General features: G+C 62.4%; 16 protein-coding genes. 3 read left to right on the top strand and 13 right to left on the bottom strand.

Annotated elements, in window-relative coordinates:
- The gene (locus tag ACU0FH_RS12835; RefSeq protein WP_446195019.1) at positions 1 to 1,368 is read right to left on the bottom strand and encodes a sensor histidine kinase; all 1,368 of its coding nucleotides are present in this window, start codon (positions 1,366 to 1,368) and stop codon (positions 1 to 3) included.
- Positions 1,365 to 2,036, bottom strand: a complete 672-nt coding sequence (locus ACU0FH_RS12830; RefSeq protein WP_238369548.1) for a winged helix-turn-helix domain-containing protein — start codon at positions 2,034 to 2,036, stop codon at positions 1,365 to 1,367. Before ACU0FH_RS12830 ends, ACU0FH_RS12835 begins: the two co-directional genes overlap by 4 nt.
- 228 nt (positions 2,037 to 2,264) lie before the next feature.
- Between ACU0FH_RS12830 and ACU0FH_RS12825 the strand changes: the two genes are divergently transcribed.
- Entirely contained in the window at positions 2,265 to 3,371 is a 1,107-nt protein-coding gene (locus tag ACU0FH_RS12825) for a Do family serine endopeptidase (RefSeq protein ID WP_238369425.1), read from the top strand.
- A gap of 276 nt (positions 3,372 to 3,647) precedes the next feature.
- Here ACU0FH_RS12825 and ACU0FH_RS12820 read toward each other — a convergent pair whose 3' ends face one another.
- The gene (locus ACU0FH_RS12820) at positions 3,648 to 4,088 is read right to left on the bottom strand and encodes an Lrp/AsnC family transcriptional regulator (protein WP_446195017.1); all 441 of its coding nucleotides are present in this window, start codon (positions 4,086 to 4,088) and stop codon (positions 3,648 to 3,650) included.
- A 150-nt stretch (positions 4,089 to 4,238) separates the two neighbouring features.
- On the opposite strand from ACU0FH_RS12820, the gene ACU0FH_RS12815 reads away from it, so the two are divergent.
- Positions 4,239 to 7,646 carry an indolepyruvate ferredoxin oxidoreductase family protein gene (locus tag ACU0FH_RS12815; RefSeq protein WP_446195016.1) on the top strand — a complete coding sequence of 1,136 codons (3,408 nt, stop codon included), beginning with the start codon at positions 4,239 to 4,241 and terminating at the stop codon, positions 7,644 to 7,646.
- A gap of 94 nt (positions 7,647 to 7,740) precedes the next feature.
- Here the strand turns inward: ACU0FH_RS12815 and ACU0FH_RS12810 are convergent, their stop codons facing one another.
- The 8 genes from ACU0FH_RS12810 to ACU0FH_RS12775 form a co-directional block, all read right to left on the bottom strand.
- On the bottom strand, positions 7,741 to 8,589 hold the full coding sequence (locus ACU0FH_RS12810) for a hypothetical protein (RefSeq protein ID WP_446195015.1): 849 nt from the start codon (positions 8,587 to 8,589) through the stop codon (positions 7,741 to 7,743).
- 166 nt (positions 8,590 to 8,755) lie between these two features.
- A complete protein-coding gene (locus ACU0FH_RS12805; RefSeq protein WP_446195014.1) occupies positions 8,756 to 9,733 on the bottom strand; it encodes an ornithine cyclodeaminase family protein in 978 nt (325 codons plus the stop codon).
- Positions 9,730 to 10,581: an alpha/beta fold hydrolase gene (locus ACU0FH_RS12800; RefSeq protein ID WP_446195012.1), complete on the bottom strand. Its 852-nt coding sequence runs from the start codon at positions 10,579 to 10,581 to the stop codon at positions 9,730 to 9,732. The genes ACU0FH_RS12805 and ACU0FH_RS12800 overlap by 4 nt, the downstream gene beginning before the upstream one ends.
- Positions 10,578 to 12,029 carry a M81 family metallopeptidase gene (locus ACU0FH_RS12795; RefSeq protein WP_446195011.1) on the bottom strand — a complete coding sequence of 484 codons (1,452 nt, stop codon included), beginning with the start codon at positions 12,027 to 12,029 and terminating at the stop codon, positions 10,578 to 10,580. The genes ACU0FH_RS12800 and ACU0FH_RS12795 overlap by 4 nt, the downstream gene beginning before the upstream one ends.
- 3 nt (positions 12,030 to 12,032) lie before the next feature.
- On the bottom strand, positions 12,033 to 12,587 hold the full coding sequence (locus ACU0FH_RS12790) for a TRAP transporter small permease (protein ID WP_446195010.1): 555 nt from the start codon (positions 12,585 to 12,587) through the stop codon (positions 12,033 to 12,035).
- A gap of 4 nt (positions 12,588 to 12,591) precedes the next feature.
- Positions 12,592 to 13,572 carry a TRAP transporter substrate-binding protein gene (locus ACU0FH_RS12785; protein ID WP_446195009.1) on the bottom strand — a complete coding sequence of 327 codons (981 nt, stop codon included), beginning with the start codon at positions 13,570 to 13,572 and terminating at the stop codon, positions 12,592 to 12,594.
- A gap of 78 nt (positions 13,573 to 13,650) precedes the next feature.
- Positions 13,651 to 14,937: a TRAP transporter large permease gene (locus ACU0FH_RS12780; RefSeq protein ID WP_446195008.1), complete on the bottom strand. Its 1,287-nt coding sequence runs from the start codon at positions 14,935 to 14,937 to the stop codon at positions 13,651 to 13,653.
- On the bottom strand, positions 14,934 to 16,067 hold the full coding sequence (locus ACU0FH_RS12775; protein ID WP_446195007.1) for an NAD(P)/FAD-dependent oxidoreductase: 1,134 nt from the start codon (positions 16,065 to 16,067) through the stop codon (positions 14,934 to 14,936). The genes ACU0FH_RS12780 and ACU0FH_RS12775 overlap by 4 nt, the downstream gene beginning before the upstream one ends.
- Before the next feature lie 123 nt (positions 16,068 to 16,190).
- Here ACU0FH_RS12775 and ACU0FH_RS12770 point away from each other — a divergent pair, with 123 nt between their 5' ends.
- Positions 16,191 to 16,790, top strand: a complete 600-nt coding sequence (locus tag ACU0FH_RS12770; RefSeq protein ID WP_446195601.1) for a helix-turn-helix domain-containing protein — start codon at positions 16,191 to 16,193, stop codon at positions 16,788 to 16,790.
- Here the strand turns inward: ACU0FH_RS12770 and cueR are convergent, their stop codons facing one another.
- Both cueR and ACU0FH_RS12760 read right to left on the bottom strand, forming a co-directional pair.
- Positions 16,791 to 17,189 (bottom strand): Cu(I)-responsive transcriptional regulator, encoded by a 399-nt coding sequence (gene cueR / locus ACU0FH_RS12765; protein WP_446195006.1) that lies wholly within the window; start codon positions 17,187 to 17,189, stop codon positions 16,791 to 16,793.
- A gap of 12 nt (positions 17,190 to 17,201) precedes the next feature.
- Entirely contained in the window at positions 17,202 to 19,697 is a 2,496-nt protein-coding gene (locus tag ACU0FH_RS12760; protein WP_446195005.1) for a heavy metal translocating P-type ATPase, read from the bottom strand.
- Between the last annotated feature and the right edge of the window lie 110 nt (positions 19,698 to 19,807).

The raw sequence follows: 19,807 nt of genomic DNA, 5'->3' as shown, positions 1-19,807 counted from the left end.
TCAGCTTTCCGCCGCGACCTGCGCGGGAAACCGGATCGACACGCAGAGACCGGGCGCATTGTCCGACAGTTGCATGCTGGCCTCGTGCAGTTGCGCCACGACCGAGACGAAGCTGAGGCCAAGCCCGCTGCCCGGCGTGTTGCGGCTGCGGTCGAGACGGTAGAGGCGTTGGACGACCTTTTCCGCCTCCGCCTCGGGGATGCCGGGGCCGGTATCGGCCACGTCTAGCACGACCTCTTTGGCGTCTTGCCGCAATCGCACGGATATCTCAGAGCCCGCGGGCGTATGGCGGATCGCGTTTTCGATCAGGTTCGCCATGAGTTGCAACAGCAGGTTCCGTTCTCCAAGGACCGGCGCGACATCGGGGGCGCATTCGACCGTCAGCTTGTGGCCGCTGTCGCTGACCATCGGTTCGTAGAGTTCGACACAGGTTTCTACAAGCGCGCCCATATCGAGCCGGGAGAATTGCGACTTGGGTGAGCCGGATTCGATTTGGGCGATCTGCAGAAGCGCGTGAAAGATCGACACGATGCGTTCCAGTTCCTCATTCGCCGCATCGACCAGTGCGCGCGACTCGCCATCGAGATGCGGGTCGCGGGACAGGTCATCCAGATGCACGGCGACGCGCTGGATCGGCGTTTTCAGGTCATGCGCGATATCCGAAGACACCTGCCGCAGCGAATTGACGGAGCTTTCCTGTGCCCGTGCCATCTGGTCGATCTTGGCGCCGATTTCGGCAAGGTCGTCGGTCCACCCCTCGCCCGGCCGCACCCGCGCCGCAAGGTTACCAGAGGTCAGTTGATCGAGCGTTCGTCCGACCTGCTGGACATGCCGCGCCCCGCGCCGGGCAAGATAATAGCCACCGCTCAGCGCGATCAGAATGGTCGGAAGCAGGCTGAGGACGAGGATGTTGAAAAACACGCCACGCAGGGCGGTGATCTCGCTTCGGGATCGCGCCACCGTCAGCTGCCCGCCATAAAGCCGGGTTGTCAGCGCGAGGTACTGGCCGTGCAGCTGCGGGCTATTCTCGTCAAAGGACACCACGTGATAGCCTTCACTGTCGCGCTTGATCGCCGCGTTGCCAAAACGGCGGCGGGTCGGGGTTACATAGCTGAGGATCATGCGTTCGGGGTCGGTTTCTGCGGCCTCGGCCTGCACTAGTCTGGCGAGCGCATTGGCGCTTGGCGCGGCGCGGAACCCGGCGAGGTCCTGCGTCAGATCGGCCCGCATCGCCTGTTCCATAGAACGCTGGGTGAAGACATAGCTGGCCCCAAGGCTCAGCAGGCTGACGGCGGCAAAAACAAGGACCAGACCAAATGCCAACCGCAGCGGCATGGAGCGCAGCAGGGAAGGTCTGCGCACGCTCATGCGTCGATCCGGTAACCCGCGCCACGCACGGTCTTGATCAGCTCGGTCTCGAAAGGCTTGTCCACCTTGGCGCGCAAGCGGCTAATATGGGTTTCTACCACGTTCGTGCCCGGATCAAAGCTGATGTCCCAGATCGCCTCGAGCAGCATGGTGCGCGTTTGCACCCGCCCCTTGCGGCGCAGCAGGTGCTCCAAAATGGCGAATTCGCGTGGCAGCAGGTCGATCTCTGTCCCGCTGCGGGTGACGCGGCGCGAGATCAGATCCATTTCCAGATCCCCGGCCCGCAGCACACTTTCCCGGTCGATAGATTGCGGGCGGCGCGACAGGGCCGCGACGCGCGCCGAAAGCTCCCCAAAAGCGAAGGGTTTGACGAGGTAATCGTCACCCCCCGCGTTCAGCCCCTCTATCCGGTCATCGACGCTGCCGAGCGAGGTCAGGAACAGGACCGGCGTCAGGTTGCCCGCGCCGCGCAGGGTCTTGACCAGCGTCATGCCGTCGATTTCGGGCAGCATTCGGTCGACGATCATCACGTCATAAGTACCCGAGGTCGCTTGTATCAGCCCCTCGCGCCCGTCTGCGACGAGATCCACGCTCGCCCCTTCCTCGCGCAGGCCGCGGGCGATGTATTCTCCGGTTGTCACGTCGTCTTCCACGACAAGCAGTTTCATCATCCACCTCGCAGTCCGGTCCCGCGTCACGGGCGCCCGGGATCATCAGTTAGGCGCTGTCGCGCTTTCTATCCAGTCACATGCGCCGATCAGTTGCCTGTTTGGAAATTACAAATAGTCAATCCTGCCGGAAAATCCGCAGCTAACATATTTGTATAGTTCCGCGAAGATGGCTGTGAGGATCGGGGTCCAGATAGGGTGCAGAGTTTTTGAGGAACGGAGTATCCCATGATCACTACGAAAAGCACACGTCTGGCCGGGGTCGTCCTGAGCGCCGCGCTGGCCTCTACCAGCCTTGTCGCGGTATCGGCCCAGCCAGCCCTGGCCGTTCCGGCAGGCGGCTACGGCGATCTGGTCGAGCAGGTCTCTCCCAGCGTCGTCTTTATCGAGGTCACCGAAAAGGCCGGTGAAGCCACAACCCCGCAACTGCCCGAGAACATGCCCGAAGAGTTGCGCAAGCAATTCGAGAAGATGATGCCGCAAGGCGGCGAGCGCGCTCCGATGCACGGGGTCGGCTCCGGGTTCATCATTTCCAGCGACGGACTGGTTGTCACCAATCACCACGTCGTCAGCGGCGCTGACAGCGTCAAGGTCAAACTATCGGACGGGCGCAGCCTGTCTGCCGAAGTGATCGGCAGCGATCCACTCACGGATGTCGCTCTGCTGCGGATCACCGCCGACGCGGATCTCCCCGCGGTTGCCTTTGGTGACTCGGATGAGATGCGCGTCGGTGACGAAGTCGTCGCGGTCGGGAACCCGTTCGGCCTTGGCGGCACCGTCACCTCGGGGATCATCTCGGCCAAGTCGCGTAACATCAACGCAGGCCCCTACGATGATTTCATCCAGACCGATGCCGCTATCAACCGGGGCAACTCGGGCGGGCCGCTGTTCAACAATGACGGCGAGGTTATCGGCATGAATACCGCAATCTTCTCGCCCGATGGCGGGTCGGTAGGCATCGGTTTCGCCGTACCGTCCGACCTTGTCCGCGACATCGTGGCCGACCTTGAAGACGACGGGAATATCACCCGCGGCTGGCTCGGTGTGCAGATCAAACCGATGTCGCAAGAGATCGCTTCGGTGCTTGGCTACGACATGCCGAAAGGTGCCGTGATCGAAAAAATCAGCGATGACAGTCCTGCGGACAAGGGAGGGTTGAAAAACGGCGACATCATCCTTTCATTCAATGGCACGGACATCACCGAATTGCGCGACCTCACCCGCGCGGTGGCGGGAACCACGCCGGATCAGAAAGCCCAAGTTGTGGTCCTGCGCAAAGGCAAGGAAGTCACCGAAGAGGTGACGGTGGGCACGCTGGGAGAAGAGAACGCCTGAGCGAAACCATCGTAGCGTCCGACCCGGTATTACTCCATCGGGCCGGACGCAAAATTCGGGGGTGAAATCCGTACACCGTCTGTGCACCCCCTGTGCATCGGCGATACACCAGACGTAACGAGTTTCTTAAGGGCCAGCCAAAGCGGGCTGTTAATTTCGGCGCAAAAATCGCAGCGACCTTGTCCCATTCCGTCCTGCGAGAAGTTGACCGCTCCGTCCCGCCAGCCCTGTTAGAAGCAGGCCGCGCCTCCCCTCGGGGCGCGGCCTTTAACTTTTTCAGACCTTGAGTTCGCGCAGGATAACGTTGGTCTGGGCGCTGCTGACGGCAGGCAGGCGAAACAGCACCTCTTCGAGAAAGGCGTTATAGGCGGTGATGTCGGCGCAGCGCACGCGGATGTGGTAATCGGCCTGGCCGGTGGTCGCGTAACATTCCTGGACCTCGCCGCGCTGAATAATCGCACGGTTGAAGGCGCGGACACCTTCGGGATCGTGGCGCACAAGCTGCACGTGGATGATTGCGTGAAAGCTTTCGCCCATCCGGCCGCGATCGAGCACCGCACCGTAGCCGGTGATGATACCAGCCTCTTCGAAAGCGCGGACACGACGCCAGCAAGCCGAGGTCGACATGCCGAGTTTCTCGGCCAGTTCGGCGTTGGTCAGGCGGCTGTCCTGTTCCAGCAGGGCCAGCAACTGGCGGTCTTTGTGATCCAGGTTCATGCGAATTTCTATACCGAAGATTTATCACTTATCGACAGGAAAAATCACAAACCAAGCAAAATCCGCAAATCCTGGCAGGAAATTCCACTCGGGACCGGGTATCATACCCTGATATGCGGGCGGGAGCACCCTGCCCAAGGAGGAGCCAGCATGTCCGAGCCACGCCCCACGTTTCGATCCTATCAACTGTCCGACCGCTATGACCTTGAAACCGGTCGCGTTTTCCTGACCGGCACACAGGCGCTGGTGCGGATCATGTTCGACCAGGCACGGCGCGACCGGGCGGCGGGGCTGAACACGGGCGGGTTCGTTTCGGGCTATCGCGGCTCGCCACTTGGCGGGCTGGACCTTGAGATGTGGCGCGAGCGCAAGCGGCTTGAGACGGAAAAGATCACCTTCCTGCCTGCGGTGAACGAAGACCTTGGCGCGACGGCGGTGCTTGGCGCGCAGCAGGCGCCCCTTAGCCCGGGTTGCGAAGTCGATGGGCTGTTTTCCATGTGGTACGGCAAGGGACCGGGCGTGGACCGTTCGGGCGATGCGCTGCGCCACGGCAACGCCTATGGCTCTTCGCCCAAGGGTGGCGTGCTGGTGGTGGCGGGCGATGACCACGGCTGTGTCTCCTCGTCCATGCCGCACCAGTCGGACGTGGCATTCATGTCGTGGTTCATGCCGACGCTGAACCCGGCGAGCATCGAGGAATACCTGAGTTTCGGGGAATACGGCATTGCCCTGTCGCGCTATTCCGGCACATGGGTCGGGTTCAAGGCGATCTCGGAAACCGTGGAATCCGGGCGGTCTGTCGAAATACCCGCCGACCGGGAATTCACCCTGCCCGAGATCGACCTGCCGCCGGGGGGGCTGCATATCCGCGGTTCTGACCTGCCGTCGGCCGAAATCGAAACCCGGATCGGGCACAAGCTGCGCGCGGTTGAGGCGTTCGTCGAGGCGAATCCGATTGACCACGCGATCTATGATCTGCCCGAGGCGCATTACGGGTTTGTTACCACGGGCAAGGGGCACCTTGATCTGATGGAGGCGCTGCGCCTGCTGGGGCTTGATGAGGACGCCTGCCGCCGTCTGGGGATCGACATCTACAAGGTCGGCATGGTCTGGCCGCTGGCACGGCGCGATGCGCTGGCCTTTGTGAAGGGCAAGCAGGAAGTGCTGGTTGTCGAGGAAAAGCGCGGCATTATCGAAAGCCAGTTCAAGGAGTATTTCTATGACTGGCCGGGCGACAAGCCGCAGAAGATGGTCGGCAAGCACGATGCTGCCGCGACGCGCGACCTGATCCCGTGGACGGGAGAACTCACCCCGCTGGCGCTGGTGCCGATTGTCGCCGAACGGTTGGATGCGTTCTTTCCGGATGAAAACCTGCCCGCCCGCGCCGCCGCGCTGACCGAGGAAAAGCCGCCGGTGCTGAACGTCTCCGGCGCGACGCGGACGCCCTATTTCTGTTCCGGCTGCCCGCATAACACCTCGACCAAGGTACCCGAGGGCAGCAGCGCGATGAGCGGCATCGGCTGTCACGTGATGGCAAGCTGGATGAACCGCTCCACCGGCGGTTTCGCGCAGATGGGCGGCGAAGGCGTGCCGGTGGCCGTTGCGCAAAAATTCAACGGAAACAAGCACGTGTTCCAGAACCTTGGCGAAGGGACTTGGTATCACTCGGGCTCCATGGCGATCCGCCAAGCGGTCGCGGCCAAGGCGAACATCACCTACAAGATCCTTTACAACGATGCCGTGGCGATGACCGGTGGCCAGCCCGTCGACGGGCCGGTGAGTGTCGACGGCATCGCGTGGAACGCGCGGGCCGAAGGGGTTGACCGGATCGCGCTGGTCAGTGACGCGATTGAAAAATTCACCAAGGGCGATTTCCCGCCGGGTACGTCCTTTCACGACCGCGAAGACCTCGACACGGTCCAGCGCGAGCTTCGCGACATCAAGGGCGTGACGGTGCTGATCTACGAGCAGACCTGCGCCACGGAAAAACGCCGCCGGCGCAAGCGCGGCACGATGGAAGATCCGGACAAATTCGTGATGATCAACGATCTGGTTTGCGAAGGATGCGGCGATTGCTCGGTCCAGTCGAATTGTCTGAGCGTCGAGCCGGTGGAAACCGAATTCGGGCGCAAGCGGCAGATCAACCAGAACACCTGTAACAAGGATTTCTCCTGCGTGCAGGGCTTCTGCCCCAGTTTCGTGACCGTTTCGGGCGTGAAGCGCCGCAAGAAGAGCGGCGCGGATGTTGATCTGGCTGGGTTATTGGCCGAGATCGACGCCCCTGCCCTGCCCGCTCTGGATGAACCGTTCGATTTGCTGGTGACGGGCGTGGGAGGCACCGGAGTTGTAACGGTTGGTGCGCTGGTGACGATGGCTGCGCATCTGGAAGGAATGGGGTCGAGCGTGCTGGATTTCACCGGTTTCGCGCAGAAATTCGGCACGGTGCTGAGCTATATCCGTCTGGGCCGCAGCCCCAATGATATTCATCAGGTGCGCATCGAAAACGCAGGCGCGGACGCGGTGATCGGCTGTGACGTGGTGGTGTCCTCGGCGCCCAAGGCCTCGGCCCATTATCGCCGGGGCAGCCGGATGGTGCTGAACACGGCGGCGATGCCGACCGGCGATCTGGTGTTGAACCGCGATGCGGATCTGAAGATTGGGCAGCGTGAAAAAGTTATCGCGGCGACCGTCGGAGAGGAGAACCTCTCGGCGCTGAACGCCAACCGTCTGGCGGAAAAATTGATGGGCGACAGCGTGTTCGCGAACGTGATGATGCTGGGCTTTGCCTGGCAAAAGGGTCTGGTGCCGGTCAGCGAAGGCGCGCTGAAACAGGCGATCCTGCTGAACGGGGTCGCGGTGGAGAAGAACGCGCGCGCCTTTGATCTGGGCCGGGTGATGGCGGCCAACCCGGAGGCGCTTGAGCGGGAAGAAGAAAAGCCCGTCGAGACGGTGGATGACCTGATCGCGCGGCGCGCGGCCTTCCTGACCGACTATCAGAACGCGGCCTATGCGGAAAGTTACCGTTCGCGGCTTGAGAAACTGCGCGTGGCGATGCCGGGCGATGAAATGGCCCTGCGGGCGGCGGCCGTGTCGCTATTCCGGCTAATGGCCTACAAGGACGAATACGAGGTCGCGCGGCTGATGACCCAGACCGGGTTCGAAGACCGTCTGGCCGCAGAGTTCGAGGGTGACATGAAGGTGAGCTATCACATGGCGCCGCCCTTCCTGCCCTCGGCCCGGGACACGCGGGGCCGCCCGAAGAAAAAGACTTTCGGCGGCTGGATGACGCCCGTTCTGCGCGGCCTCTCGGGCATGAAAGGCCTGCGCGGTACCGCTTTTGACCCGTTCGGATACACGGCGGACCGCAAGCTGGACCGCGCGCTTATCGACTGGTTCGACGGGGTGATGGCCTATGCCGCCCAAGCGGATGTGCCGGAAGAAGTCCGCCGCGAATTGCTCGCCGCGCCGCAGGAAATCCGGGGCTATGGCCCGGTGCGCGAGAAGGCCGCGGAAGAGGTGCAGGCGAAGGTGGCCGGGTTGATGGGCAGAGGGAGTTGAGCGGGCGATTTAGGAAAAACCATCAGTTTCTTTCGTATTGGTTCACACGCAAAAAACTGGACCTTCTCTGCGGGATTACATCCCGGCAGCCAAATCAGGTGGTGGCCAATCCGCACCCAGGCGTCGCAGTAATTTGCGCAATGAGCCCGGTCATCAGGTTGGACAGGGTTTGGTCATTGCTCTCAATTGCCTCATCTCGTGTTTCTGTAATTGTCGAAAGAAAGTCGTCCCATGTTGCGATTTTCAGTTGGAGACGATCGTGAACATCCCGAACCTTCGCCGCATGCACCTCTAAGAGCTTTCTCAGCCGAGACTTGTCGGTGTCCGTAAAGATCTTTTCCCAAGACCGGGCGTGTTCCGGCGGATCGTCGAGCGACAGATCCTTCCGAGTACGAGCGACGGATTTCTTTGGAACGATATAGAGCAAAGCAACATTCGCTTTGCTCCCATACAGTGCCTCTTCAAGGGCAATCTGCGTGCAATACTTCAGCAGCTGCTCCATGGAGGTGCGTGCCAAAAGCTTCATCTCCATCGCGACGACGGCATCTGGCGCGACATAGAAACCGTCATGTTGAGTGTATTGATTTGGTGCGAGTTCGGAGTGCCGAGCGACCACCTCACGACCGATCACTTCGATAGGGCCATCGGTTTCGATTCCAAACGGTTTAAAAAATGCCTTTGAAAGAAAAGTATCTGGAGCTATTCCAAGGCCGATCTCGATGACCTGGTTCAGAAGCTCTTCGTCGCGATTAAGGCCGGCTCGCCATTCTTCGGATGTAAAGGGTCTTGTATAGAACCTCGGGTTCTTCGGTACGTCCTGACTTGGAACGACATACCCTGAACCATCTGAGTTCGGAGTAGACTGTACGGAATGCAGCCCCAACTTCCTCGGGGACCAGTAAAGCTGCTCCCAGCTGTCAAAAACTTTTTTATTCCAAGCCATATTCACCCTTCCCGGCATTTATTCAAAAAACAAATCTTCAAATAGTAGCTTGGAACTCAATTATACATGTTTCAACTTATTCTTACGGTGGTTTTTCTGGCCCTGAAGCAAGCACAAAAGGGGATCCGCGCATGTCGCGCTGATCCGCTGGTTTGGCGGGTCAGTCTCAGAAATCCACGCTCTGCCCTGCTTTGGTGTCTTTCGCGCGGTCCAGAACGTGCTGCGCGGCGGCGAGGTCTTGGGCGGCGACGCCGAGGGAGCGGTAAGCGGTGAGCTGGTCGGCGTCTGCGCGGCCCTGGATCTTGTCTTGCAAGAGCGCGCCGATTTCGCCTTTCAGCTGGTCGGCGCTGAACTTGCCGGCGGCGATCATCTCGACGACTTCGCCCGCTTGCGCGAGGGTCGAGGGCGTGTAATCCACCCAGATTGAAGCCTTGAGGACAAAGTCGTCGTCGACTTCCCGCATGGAGGGGATCGAGGAGCCGACGACGTTGACATGGCAGCCTTTCGGCAGCCAATCCGCATTCAGGATAGGGGTGGGCGACGCGGTGACCGTGCAGACGATATCGGCCTCGGCCACGGCGGCCTGCATGTCGTCACCGGGGGTAAAGGTGATGCTCGGGTATTTCGCCTTCGCCGCCTTGCAGAACGCCGCGGCTTTTTCTGCGGAGCGGCCTGCAACGGCGACCTGCGTGATCGGGCGCACGGCGCAGATCGCGTCGAGGTGATGTTCGGCCTGTTCGCCGTTGCCGAGGATCGCCAGGCGGGTCGCATCCTCACGGGCGAGGGCGCGGGTTGCGACGCCGCTTGCGGCGGCGGTGCGGATCGCGGTCAGCAGGCTCGCGTCCATCATCGCCACGGGCGCGCCGGTTTCCGGTTCGAACAGCAGGTAGGCGCCGCGATGCGAGGACAGGCCCCGCGCCGGGTTACCGGGAAACAGGCTGATCAGTTTGATCCCGAAACAGGCCGGGTCGTTCATCGCGCCGGGCATGATGCCCATCTTGTTAATGCCGCCGACCGGCATGATGGACCGCAGCGGCAGTTCCGCGCCACCATTCGAGACAGTGCGCATGGCGCGGTCGACGACTTCGATCGCCTCGCGCATGGGCAGCAGTTTCGCCACGTCGTCATGAGAGAGAATGATCACAGGCTGCGCTCCTGTTCCTGTCCCCAATCGGGGCCGGTGACGTCAAGGCCCATCACCTGTTCAAGCAGGGCGGTATAGGTGTCGGGCCGCGCGATATAGGGGAAGTGGCCGCCCGAGAGATAGCGATAGGCGACGGAGGGCGAGAGCCGCGCGCGCACCCCGGCACGCATGTCCGGCGGGATCAGCGGATCGTCATCGGCCTCGATGGTCACGATGTCGCTGGCCGGGATGGCGGGCGGGGGCAGTTCCGGGCCGGTCTTGGTGGCGTTGAGACGGGCGCGAAGCTCGGCCTCGGGGATGCGGCCGCCGACCTCCATCAGCAGAAGGTCAACCACGTCGGATTGCTCGGGATGCGCTTCGCGCCACTGGCCGAGACCATTGCCGAACCCGGCGCGGATGTCTTCGATGGGGGCGTTTATCAGGTCGAGCGCATAGGGCATGCGAGTCGAGATTCCGACAACCGTATCGAGCGTGTTGGCGGCGAGCAGTTTCGTCATCCGTTCAGGCGCGGCACCGGCCAGATACTGGGCAACATAGCCGCCGAGCGACGATCCGAGCACCGCCGCCTTGTCGATGTTCAAATGATCCATCAGCGAAACGAGATCGCCCGCCCAGTCGGCGATACCTCCGGTCGCTGGATAGGTGGCGGCGACAATGCGCAACCGGCCCTTGAGCGCCTCGATCTGCTGCCAGAACACGTCGCAACGGCCTAGCGTGCCCGGGATCAGCAGCAGGACAGGGCCCTGCCCCACGTCGATATAGCCCCATTCGCGCCCGTTCAAGGTGATCCGCTGTTCGGGATGTTCAGCGGCGAAAGCGTCGCGCGACTGGATCAGGGGGTTGCTCATGCAAAGGGCTCCTCGACAGCCGGCCAGTAATCGCGGGCGCGGCGGGTATAGGGGATATTGGCATAGTCCGGCGTGATCGCGCCGGGCGTGGCCACGGGTATGACCTTGGCCGCGATGGGGTTGAACCCGGCTTGGTAATGGTTTGAGGATTTTACGCAGACATAGCGGCGCTGCGACAGGTCGATGCCCAGTTGCTCGAAGGCTTCGGGGTGGAAGGTCTGGCTGCGCACGTCATTCAGCACGATGTCGATGCCGTTGTATTCCACCCAGACCGCATTGCCAATCGGCGCGGGCAGTTTGCCGAAACGCTGGGTGAGTCCCGAGGAGCATTTCTTGACCGTCACCGTGAGGTCGAGCGGATCGCCGGACATTGGGCCGAATTTGCCGCCAATGCGCAGATCGAGCGTCGCGCCCTCGCCCGCTTCCTGACAAATACGGACTGCGCCGGGATCGTAGAACAGGCCGGTGGCAATCGAGGTCATGCCGCGTTCGATCATCGCACGCAGGAGGAAAGTGGCATCCGAAGGCGCACCGCCGCCCGCGTTGTCCGATACATCGGCCAGCACGATGGGGCCTTTGGGTTCGGCCTCGGCTATGTCGAGTGCGCGTTCGATATCGGGCATGTCGATACGCAGGCTTTCCCGCATGTCAAAGAGCTTTTGCCCCAGCTGCTGGGCGACGGTCGCCGCCTGATTGGTGTCGCCGTCGCAGATCGCCAGCGCGCGGGCGCCGACGCGGGGATGATCGCCCCACGGGAAGCTATGGGCCAGCGACAGCGAGAGGATGCCGTCCTTGCCTTCGCGTTCGCTCATCTCGTCGACGTATTTGCGCATCGGGCCGGAGGGTGTCGGCATGGCGAGAATCATTTTGCAGTCGTAATCGCGCATGACCGGGTTGGTCTTGCCCTCGGCGGCGTCACGGGCAAGGCGGAACAGGTCCTCGGCGCGTTCCGGCACGTCCACATGGGGGTATTCCTTGAAAGCCACCAGCAGCGTGGCTTTTTCCATCATCAGGTCAGTGAGGAAGCAATGCGGGTCGAGCAGCCCGCCGATCACCGCATCGGGCGAGACCTCTCGCAGATGGGCGATCAGGTCGCCTTCGCAATCGTCATAGCCATCGGCGATCATCGCCCCGTGCAGGGCGAGCAGGATCACGTCGGCTCCACCTGCCATTTTCAGATCCTCGACGATTTCATCGCGGAACCCTTCGTAAACGGATTTCACCGTCAGGCCGGAGGGCTGCGCATGGGCAGAAAGGCTTTCCACCACCTCCCAGCCCAGTTCCTCGGCCCGCTCGCGCCAGATGAACATCGGGCCGGTCCAGTAGTGCTGGACGTCCTGCGTCGCGTCGCCGTGATGGATCGAGCCTTCGACAAAGCTCGCCATGCCGGTCGGGATTGGGGAAAAGGAATTGGTCTCGGTGCTGAGACCGGCGATGAAGAGTTTCATGTCTTAAACCTTGGTTGCGGGGGTCGCCTGGACGGCGGGTGCGGCAGCCGTATCGGTCAGCCGCATCAATGTGAGCGCGAGGCAATGGATTACGATCAGAACGAAGGCGAGCGGCACGGAGACGGTAAACCAGATCATCGACACGTCGAGCATCTCGGCGCTTCGGTTCAGGGACCGGCCAAGGAAACCGCGCAGCGGGTTCATGCGCCCGTCAAAGATCGAAAACCAGATGACCGGGACCGCGAAGAGCAGCACGCCGACCATCCGGATCAGGGTGAGCACCGCGCCGAAAGCACCCGTCTTGAGCTGCATGTCGGGAAACAGCGTCGGGTCTGCCTTGGCACGAAAGGCGCAGGACGCGCCGAGCATACCGGCCCAGACCATCGCCCGGCGGGCAAGTTCCTCGGTCCAGATCGGCGGGGAGTCCAGTACGTAGCGGGCAATGACCTGCCAGCCTGCGGCATAGATCATCACCAGCACGGCCAGGACCGCGCCCCAGAGCGCGATCCTGTTCAGGGCTGCGGACAGCCGGTCGAGGGAAAGGGCCAGCGTCCGCAACGGATTATTTACCCATCGCCTTTTCCCATTCAGCGATCTGCTCTTTGCTCAGCAGTTCGCTTTCATAGGCGGGGCCTGAGGCGGCGCGGAATTCTTCGCGTGCGGCCTGATCGAGGGTTTCGACCTGAACACCTGCTTCCTTGAGCTGGTCGATCACCTTGTCCTGCGTGCCGAGCCAGTCACGGTTGGCCTTGTTTGCAGCGGCGACCGCGTCATCGACGATGGCCCGGTCCTCGTCCGAGAGACCCTGATACCAGTCCTCGGAGGCAATCGCGATCCGCAGCGAAGGCGTGACAGCGGCGTCGGTAAAGAACTTGATGAAGTCGGTGTGGCCGAACAGGAGCGGCACGAAAGCCGGGTTCATATAACCATCGGCAACCCCGGTCTGCAGCGCGTTCGGCACTTCGGCCCAGCTGACGATGGTGCCATCCGCGCCCCATGCCTTGTAGAGGTCGATCTGGGATTCATCGAGGGCGCGCATCCGCAGGCCTTCCATGTCCGAGACCGATTTCACCGGCTTCTTGGTGTTGAAAATGCCCGATGACTGGCCGACCGTATCGACAGCCAGAACGCGGACGCCTTCGGGGGTTGTCGCCTCGTTGATCTTGGCGAGCATGCCGCCTTCTTCCAGCGCCTTGTCCACCTGTGCCATGTCTTCGAAGAAATAGGGCAGACGCAGGCCGTAGATGGTATTGTCGATCGAACCGACGATGTTCAGCGGAGACATGGAGACTTCGAGCAGGCCCTGGCTGATCTGGTCGAAGAGTTCATCGTCGCCGCCCAGCGCGCCGCGCTGGTATTCCTCGGCCTCAAGCCCGTGTTCGTTGAGGTATTCGCCAAAGGTATGAGCCCAGACATAGCTGCCCGAACCTTCGAGATCCGGCGGGCTGTCCAGCGCGATCTTGACTTGGGCCTGCGCTGCCTGCGCGGCAAAGGCCATGGCAGCGGCCATGACAGTGGTTTTCAGAAAGGTGCGTTTTTTCATTGGGTTGAACTCCTCTGTTGATACGTTTTTCGCTTTGATGGTTTTTTTATCGTGAGCGGTGAATTCGATTTATGATTTTTATCCTCCAGCCAAACCAAAAGCTTGCGGCAGCCAGAGGCTAATTTTCGGGAAGGCGATCAGCAGCCCGAGCACCAGCATTTCGGCAAAGACAAAGGGCAAGGTGGCGCGGGCAAGCTTCCAGTAGTTAACGCCTGTGACGGTCGAGACCACCAGCAGGCAGCCACCCATCGGCGGCGAGATCAGCCCAATGCAGAGATTGAAGCAGATGACGATGCCAAGATGGACCGGATCGGCGCCCTGTGCCAGCGCGACGGGGGCAAGCAGTGGCACAAGCAGCGCCAGCGCGACGGGAATGTCCATCACCATGCCCGCGACGATGAAGATCAGATTCATCAGCAGCAGATACCCCACCGGGCCGAGGCCAAGGGAGGTGACGGTATCCGAGATCGCCTCGGGGATGCGTTCAAGCGCGCCGAGGTGCCCGAGTGCCGAGACCGCGCTGATAATGATGAAGATCGACCCCGAGAGCATGGCGGTGCGTTGCAGACCCTCGACGATCGAGGCGCGGGTGAGGCCGTCATAGAACCAGCCCGCGAAAAGCGCGACCACAACGGCAACGGCGGCGGCCTCGGTCGGGGTCATCCAGCCAAGCACGATGCCGCCAAGGATGATCACCGGCAGCGCGAGGGCGGGCAGGGATTTGACCAGCGTCGGCAAAAGCGGCGGCATGTCCTCGCGCGCGACGCGGGGGTGATCCTGTGCCGAGGCATAGCCCGCGTTCATCACGATCAGCACGGCTGCGAGCAGCAGGCCCGGTATGATCCCGGCAAGGAACAGCGCGGTAACAGAAGTGCCCATCAGCGCGCCGTAAAAGATCAGGATGATCGAGGGCGGCACGATGGGACCGATGATCGACGATGCGGCGGTGACAGCGCTGGCATAGGTCAGCGTATAGCCGCGCTTGGTCATTTCGGGGACCAAAGTGTTCGAGAGCGCCGCCGCATCGGCAACGGCGGAACCCGAGATACCGGCAAAAAAGACGCTGGTGAGGATGTTCACATGCCCCAGCCCGCCCCGCAGGCGTCCGACCAGCGCCATGGAGAAATTGATCAGCGCGCTGGTGATGCCGCCCCGGTTCATCAGCTCTCCGGCAAGGATGAAGAGCGGCATGGACATGAGAGCGAAGACGTCGATCTTGGAGAAGATCTGTTGCGGCAGGATGGCAAGATAGCGAGAGTGATCGGTCGCGAAATAGGCCAGAACCGTGGCACCGCCGATCACATAGGCGATGGCCAGCCCCGAAGCGAGCAAGACGAGAGCAGCGACGGGGACAAGGGCGATCATGCGGCCATTCCTGCACGGGAGCGGGTGAGGCTCTGCTCGGTTACACCCTCGCGCGCGATGTCTTCGGGGATCGGCTGCCCCATCACAAGCGCGGCGGCGGTGCGGCCTAGCGCGGGGGCCGACTGGATGCCGTATCCGCCCTGCCCCGCGAGCCAGAAGAAGCCCGGCGCCGCCGGATCATAGCAGGCCATCGGGTCGCCATCGGGCAGGAAACTGCGCAACCCGGCCCATTTGGATTCTATGCGGCGGATCTGCAGGTCGAAGGCGGTTTCGATGCGGTCGATGCAGATGGCGACATCCATCTCGTCGGGCTGAGCGTCGCAGGGCGCAGAGGGCGTTGCGTCGGCGGGCGAGATTAGCAGCTTGCCCGCGTCGGGTTTGACATAGAATTCCTCGTCCACGTCCACGGTCATCGGCCAGGGATCGGGGTTGATGCCCGAGGGCGCCGATACGATCAGCGCGGTGCGGCGCTTTGGGACCAGCCCGGCGGGGGAAAGACCGGCGAGCTTGGCGATTTCATCGGCCCATGCCCCGGCGGCATTCACGACGACGGGCGCGTGAAAGCTGCCCTTGCTGGTCGAAACCTCCCAGTCAAGACCGGCGGACAGGCCCAGCACCTCGGCACGGGTCTCGACAACACCGCCGGCTGCACGGAAGGTTTTCAGATAATGCTGGTGCAGCCCGTTCACATCGATGTCGGCCGCGCTCTTGTCCAGCAGGCCAGCGCTTGCATAACCGGGACGGACCAGTGGCAGGGCATCGGCCACGGCCTGAGCGGAGATCCGGGTAACGGCATCGCCGAGTTCTTCCTGCATATGCGCAAGACTGTCGCCCTGATCGTCGCGCGCGAGAAAGATCACGTCGCGCGGGTGCAGCAGTGGATGGTCGAGATAGGCGCTTTGCGGGTTATGAAAGAACCGGGCCGAAGCGCGCGACAGGGCACGGATCACCGGCGGACCGTAGGTTTCGGTGAAGAGTGCGGCGGAGCGCCCGGTAGTATGGTATCCCGGCTGGCTTTCGCGTTCGAGCAGCAGCACCTTTTGATGTGGGGCAAGCTCGGCGGCCACGGAAGCCCCGGCGATACCGGCACCGATCACGATGCAATCAAATCGGGTCTCTGCCTGCGCCATCGGTCCCCCAGCGGATCTAGTTCGACTCGGAGGCTAGCACCCGTTTTCCAATTGGAAAAGAGTAAATTTTCTCATTGGAAAATCGCGCTTGGCGCGGCGGGCGTTCGGACTTATCATGTGTCCATGACAATGACCGCGCAACCTTCGAGCGATGCTCAGGAAATTGGCGAACGCGAAGCTTTCGGGCATCGCGCGCGGCAGCTCCGCATAGAAAAAGGCTGGACTTTGGCCGAATTGGCCGAGCGTTCGGGCCTTGCGATTTCGACGATTTCCAAGGCGGAACGGGGGGTTATCGCCCTGACGTATGACCGGCTGTCATCGCTGGCCGCAGGCCTTGGCGTCGACATGTCGGCGTTCTTTTCCGATTCCGGGGAGAGCTTTGCCAAGGGCAGCTTTGCCGTGGCGCGAAAGGGCGAGTTCGAGCGGCAGGAGACCACGCATTACGTCTATGAGATGCTGTTCCCCGAGGTCTGGAACAAGTCGATGCTGCCAATGATGGGCACGCTCAAGGCGCGCGAATTGCACGAATTCGAAGAGTTTGTGCGCCATCCCGGTCAGGAATTCCTGACGGTGATGGAAGGTGCGGTGACGGTGCATCTGGAAGGGCGCGAGCCTGTGCGGCTGGAAGCCGGGGACAGCATCTATTTCGACAGCGCGCGTGGCCATCTTTACGCGTCGAACGGCGATGAGGATGCGCGCATTCTGGTGGTCTGCACCGCCTGATTACTTTGTCTCCGGCGCCGAGCCGAGCGATTCAAGGATCGGGCAATCGGGCCTTTCATCGCCCGCACAGCATCGCACCAGATCGGACAGTGTATCGCGCATCTCGCGCAGGTTGGCGATTTTCGCGTCGATCTCGTCGAGATGATGCTGGGCGATATCCTTGACCTCGGCGCTGGTGCGGGTTTCGTCCTCGTAGAGGTGCAGCAGGTTACGACAATCCTCGATAGAGAACCCCAAGCCCCGCGCCCGGCCCAGAAAGGCCAGCTTGTGCAGGTCCTGTTCGCGGAAGGCGCGGTAGCCGTTCGAGTCACGCTGCGGACGGACGAGGCCGATATCCTCGTAATAGCGGATGGTTTTGGCCGGAAGGCCGGACCGGGCGGCGACGTCTCCGATATTCATGAGCTTTCTCCTTTATTCACCGGGAACCGGGATCATCCGGTCTGCCACACTCGTGTCGTCTTCTCGCAGCGCCGGCTGGATGCGGCGCAGGCGCAGGGCGTTGCTCACCACGAAAACCGAGGAAAGGGCCATCGCGCCCGAGGCCAGCATCGGCGAAAGCAGGCTGCCCCAGACCGGGTAGAAGACGCCCGCGGCCACCGGGATCAGCGCCGCGTTATAGGCAAAGGCCCAGAACAGGTTCTGGCTGATGTTGCGCATGGTCGACTGGCTAACCGTTACCGCGTTGACAAGACCGGCCAGATCGCCGGACATCAGCACCACGTCGGCGGCTTCGATGGCAACATCCGTGCCAGTGCCGATGGCAAGGCCGGTATCGGCCTCGGCCAGCACCGGGGCGTCGTTGATCCCGTCGCCAACAAAGGCGACCGGCCCGTGTTCCTCGCGCAGGGATTTCACGGCAGCGACCTTGGTTTCGGGGGTGGTTTCGCTGATGACCTCGTCGATGCCGAGCTGGTTGGCGATGGCGCGGGCGGTCATGGCATTGTCGCCGGTGATCATCGCGATTTCAAAGCCTTTCGCGCGCAGCGCCTCGAGCGCGGCAGGCGTGCCGGGTTTGATCGGGTCAGAAACGCCGATGGCCGCGACTGCCCAGCCATCGACCGCCACGTAGAGCGGGGTCGCCCCGGTCGAGGCGAGCTTGGCCCCTTCGCCCGCCAGATCGCCCAGATCGATCTTTTGCGCGCTCATGAACCGGTCGGCGCCAACGAGGATGCGCTGTGCGTCGATTTGCGCCTCGGCGCCCATGCCGGTGTGGGACTGAAAGCTTTCGGGGTTGGGCAAGGTCAGGCCGCGGGACTTGGCCGCGCGGAGGATCGCGCCCGCGATCGGGTGTTCGGAGCGGGATTCGACGGCGGCCGCAAAGGCCAGCACCTTGTCTTCGTCCCAACCCTGCGCGGTGTGCAGCGTGGTCAGCTCTGGACGGCCCCGGGTCAGCGTGCCGGTCTTGTCGAGCGCGATGACGCGGGCCTCGCGCAGGGTTTGCAGCGCCTCGCCCTTGCGAAACAACACGCCGAGTTCGGCGGCGCGACCGGTGCCGACCATGATCGAAGTCGGCGTCGCCAGACCCATCGCGCAGGGACAGGCGATGATCAGTACGGAAACAGCGGAGACCAGCGCGAGGTTGAGCGCGGGGTCGGGTCCGAAGAAGAACCAGACAGCGGCGGTGATCGCGGCGAGGGCCATCACGATGGGCACGAAGATGCCGGTGACCTTGTCGACAAGGCTCTGGATCGGCAGTTTCGCTCCTTGCGCGGTTTCCACCATCTGCACGATCCGGGCGAGGACAGTATCGGCACCGACCGCACTGGCCCGGAAACTGAAAGCGCCGCTGCCATTCAGCGTGCCGCCAACCACATCGGAACCGGCGGTCTTTTCCACCGGGACCGGTTCGCCGGTGATCATGCTTTCATCGACAAAGGAGCGGCCCTCGCTCACCGTGCCGTCGACCGCGATCCTTTCACCGGGACGCACGAAAATGAGGTTACCCTTGCGGACCTCGGCGAGCGGGAGTTCGACCTGCGCGCCGTCGCGTTCGACCGTGGCGTGCTGCGGTTGCAGCCCGATCAGTCGTTCGACCGCTTCGCCGGTGCGGCCCTTGGCGCGAGCTTCGAGCGTACGGCCGAGCAGGATCAGGGTGACGATGACGGCGGCGGCCTCGAAATAGACGGCGCGCGTGCCGATGGGAAAAAGCTGCGGAGCAAAGAGCGCGAGGGTCGAATAGCCCCATGCGGCGGAGGTGCCGAGCGCGACAAGCGCGTTCATTTCCGGCGCGCCGCGCAAGAGCGCCGGTACGCCGTGGCGGAAAAAGCGCCGTCCCGGTCCGATCAGAACGGCGGTGGTCAGAACGAACTGGATGATCCAGCTGATGTCGCGGGCCGTGCCCTGCCCCAGCCAGTGGTGCAGCGCAGGGATGACATGCGGCCCCATGCCCAGAACGAAAACAGGCGCGGTGAGAATGGCCGCGATAAGGGTATAGCGGCGCAGATCGCGGTATTCATCCTGTTTCCTGTCAGTTTTGTGCGGCTGGTCCGGAGCGATGACCAATCCGGGATAGCCCGCGCCGGTGGCGGCGCTTGTGAGAGCTTCGGGGATGCCCGCGCTGTTGATATGGGTGACCTCGGCCTGCCCGGTCACGAGGTTGACCTTGGCCGACGTAACACCCGGCACAGCGGCCAGCGCCTTTTCGACCCGCCCGACGCAGGAGGCGCAGGACATGTTCGCAATCTCGAGCCGGGTTTGAGCCATCGCCGCAGGGTATCCGGCCTTTTCCAGCGCTTCGGTGACGGGCGTCAGGCTGGCATTGTCATCCAGTTCTACATTCGCCCGCGCATTGGCGAGGTTGACCGAAGCGCCGGTGACGCCCGGTGCGCTGCCGATGGCCTTTTCCGCCCGCCCCACGCAGGAGGCGCAACTCAGATTGCTGACCGGAAAAGAGATGGTGCGGGACATGGAACCCCCAGTGATGTGCCGTTACAGCAAGTCACATAAGGGTTCCAGCAACTGGAAGGTCAAGGGATGCCGGATAAATCAGTACGATTTTATACGGCATCCCCTGTTTT

The organism is Heliomarina sp., from assembly GCF_052826185.1.
This window is presented reverse-complemented; position numbering and strand designations above follow the sequence as displayed.